This window comes from Novosphingobium panipatense, from assembly GCF_900182875.1.
Lineage (GTDB): Bacteria > Pseudomonadota > Alphaproteobacteria > Sphingomonadales > Sphingomonadaceae > Novosphingobium > Novosphingobium panipatense.
Genome location: NZ_FXUI01000043.1, coordinates 1 through 2,836, shown reverse-complemented (window position 1 = coordinate 2,836; position 2,836 = coordinate 1). Strand labels below are relative to the sequence as shown.

At 60.6% G+C, this 2,836-nt stretch carries 3 protein-coding genes and 1 pseudogene; 1 reads left to right on the top strand and 3 read right to left on the bottom strand.

Annotated features, from left to right (window positions below):
- A partial coding sequence (locus QOL62_RS19595; RefSeq protein WP_346770713.1) for a LysR family transcriptional regulator occupies nucleotides 1-1,242 on the top strand: 1,242 nt, incomplete at its 5' end.
- 237 nt (nucleotides 1,243-1,479) lie between these two features.
- On the opposite strand, the gene QOL62_RS19590 is transcribed toward QOL62_RS19595, so the two are convergent.
- From QOL62_RS19590 to QOL62_RS19580, 3 genes and pseudogenes are all read right to left on the bottom strand, one after another.
- Entirely contained in the window at nucleotides 1,480-1,788 is a 309-nt protein-coding gene (locus QOL62_RS19590; RefSeq protein WP_283407293.1) for a hypothetical protein, read from the bottom strand.
- A gap of 51 nt (nucleotides 1,789-1,839) precedes the next feature.
- Nucleotides 1,840-2,121 carry a hypothetical protein gene (locus tag QOL62_RS19585; protein ID WP_283407292.1) on the bottom strand — a complete coding sequence of 94 codons (282 nt, stop codon included), beginning with the start codon at nucleotides 2,119-2,121 and terminating at the stop codon, nucleotides 1,840-1,842.
- Between the two features lie 217 nt (nucleotides 2,122-2,338).
- Nucleotides 2,339-2,836: pseudogene (locus QOL62_RS19580) on the bottom strand (IS66 family transposase); the annotation flags it as partial.

Sequence of the window (2,836 nt, the reverse complement as noted above, 5' to 3'; positions counted from 1 at the left end):
TGCTGCTGCGCAGCGCGCGAGCGCGCCACAAGCTCAGCAACTTCCGCCGCAACGGGCGTCTCGGCAATCAGTTCGGCAGTCGCCATGTGCAAGGTCCTCGATTCCCACGGGTTCCGGGCCGTTTACGGCCGCTTCGGTTTCCACTGGATAGGCGCATCGGCAGAATGCATGCAAACGGCATTTTTGCGAGCAGTACCTGCATTTTTGCAGGCCCTGTTTTTCAGTAACGAGCATTCGGGATTGATGCAGAACAAGCCGCCTCGAAGTCAGACCGCATCAAGAATGGGCCGCGAGAGGACCGCATTGCAGTTCGACACCAAATGCGCGAAGCCTTTCGCGATGATGCAAGCACCGGATTGGAATGACTACCAGACCTTCCTCGCCATCGCGCGCGAAGGTCAACTGATGCGAGCCGCCAAGCGGCTGGGCGTCAACGCAACCACCATAGGGCGCCGCCTGCGACGCTTGGAAGCCCAACTGGGGCAAACGCTCTTCGAGCAGACCCGAGAGGGTCAGTTGCTCACCGAAGCGGGCGAAGCGCTGCTGGCCAGCGTCGAGGCCATGGCTAAAGCGGCAAGCACGATCCCGTCCCAGGATCCGGAGGGACCGATCGGCACCTTGCGCATCAGTGTCTCGGAAGGCTTCGGGACATGGTTTCTTGCTTATCGCCTGCCCCAATTCAACGAGCTTTATCCTCGTATCACCGTGGATCTGGTCGCAAGCACCAGCTACCTTAACCTGTCCCGTCGAGAGGCCGATGTCGCGGTTTTCCTGTCTCGGCCACGCGCAGGGCTGCTGGTCGCGAGGAAACTGGCGCCGTACGATCTACGGCTTTACGCGAGCAACGCATACCTCGAGAGGCACGGGACACCGACTTCGCTCCCCGCCCTGGCCCACCACAAGCTGGTCGGCTACATTCCGGATCTCCTGAGCGCTCCTGAACTCCGCTACCATCAGGAAGTTTACCGTGAATCCCGGGCGACCCTGCGCTCCTCAAGCATAAACGCGCAGTTCGCCATGATCCTGGGCGGAGGCGGGATCGGTGTTTTGCCATCCTTTATCGGCGACCTGATGCCGGAACTGGCCCGCGTCGTTTTCGATGTCCGGCTGCAACGCAACTTCTGGTTGGTGATGCACAAGGACACCCAGCAACTGCAAAAGGTGAAAGCATTCCAGTCCTGGATGCATGACGTGCTCGTCTCAGGCGGCGGCCGGCAGCTTGCAGGCGTGCCCGAAGAATAGGCTATGCCACTCCCATAGGTGCTGCTCAGCTGGAGACCCGCAAGAACCGGTATTTTTGCAGCGAAGCGACCGGGTTTGATGAGGCTGAGGCTGCCGGAACACGGAAGAGGAAGCCTTCAGATGGATTTCCGCGACAGCCGGCGCCGAGTTTGCCGGTTTGCAGGCAGAGTCAGCCCGTGCATTCCCGGCGTTCGTGGAAGATCAGCCTGTTGAAGTTGTAGGCCAGGTTGCAAAGGGTCAGCTTCGCTTCGGCACGGGCCAGGCCGATCGTGCGGATAAACAACCGAACCTGTTCTTCTGATGGGCGAAGACATGTTCGACACGGGCGCGGATGAGGATTTGGCAGCGTTGGCCCGCGCGGTTGCCTTCGACATGGGCTCCCATGGGTTTGCGCCGATGGATGCGGGACGTGAGCATCCGATCCGACCACCACTTCTCGTTACGCCTGGAGCGATAGGCGCTGTCGGCCCAGACCTCGGAACTCATGTTGTCCGTGCTGACGACGTGCGGGAGCAGCCGCCCGTCCGCTGCTGAAGCCGAGGCCACCACCATTTCCCGGATGAAGCCGAAGCGACGGTCGATGCCGATGTGGGATTTCTAGCCGAACACCGGCAGAGCAATCATGGGCAGTGGCGTGCCATCCTCGCGATACTGCACTTTTCCGCCGATCTTGAGTGTCCACCGCGCATCGGTGTCTTTCTGCGCGGCCTTGTTCGGTTCGTCCGGCCAGATTTCTTTCGCGCTCTTCCCAGACTTGAGCGCCTGGCGTTCCCCTTCGGTATTGCGCTGCTTTGGAGCGGGCACCAGCGAGGCATCCACAATCTGCCCGGACATCGGAATGTAGCCCTTCTTCTGAAGTTGCCAGTCAAAGGCCTTCATCACCCGTGAGTGTTCCCGCCGGATCGTGTTCTCGTCCGGTCTCTGGTCCCCAAGCGACGCCCCAGAAATCGCAACCAACTCAGCCGATCACGGATCATGAACTCCATCCGAGCGTCAGACAGATTGTGCTGCGCCTGCATACCCCCAAACGCAAATCGCTGTCCGGGCATCCAGCGGGTTTCGATGGGATGCGATGAAGCCCCGATTGCGTAATTGCTCACGGGGTTGGCCAAGGCCTGAAGGCCCAGGCGACGGCGAACTTACCCTCGACGAGTTCGCGCACGGCCTGGGGGCCTGACTTTTCGTGCAGGCGAGCTGTGCCGGTCACGGAGCGATAGCCAGCGTAGATTTAGTCGGATCGGAAGCCGTTTGTGACCTTGCGGAACACGACCGAGGGACGGATCTCGCGCTCGGATATGTGGTGGGTCGCAGGGACGTCGCGGCTGGAGAGGAAAACGAAGAATTTTCCCCTTCAGGCTTGATCTGTTTGAGCAATATCTTGCCTGCGGGATGCGCGATAGGCATCCCGCATGAGGCGGGTCAGTACGGTATCGGCTTTGGCACAGTAGGCCGCCAAGGTCGTATCCTTCAGGCTGCTTTGTCGCTTGCCGATGCGGATAGCCCAGCGCAGATGGTCGCGGACCTTCGGGGCAAAGGCCCGGTCACCGCAGTCGATGGCATATTGTACGTCGCGCAGGACATGGGCGAGGCAGAC

Coding starts and splice junctions, on each gene's coding strand:
- QOL62_RS19585 (WP_283407292.1), bottom strand. CDS start 2,121: ATGAAGGCCTTTGACTGGCAACTTCAGAAGAAGGGCTACATTCCGATG.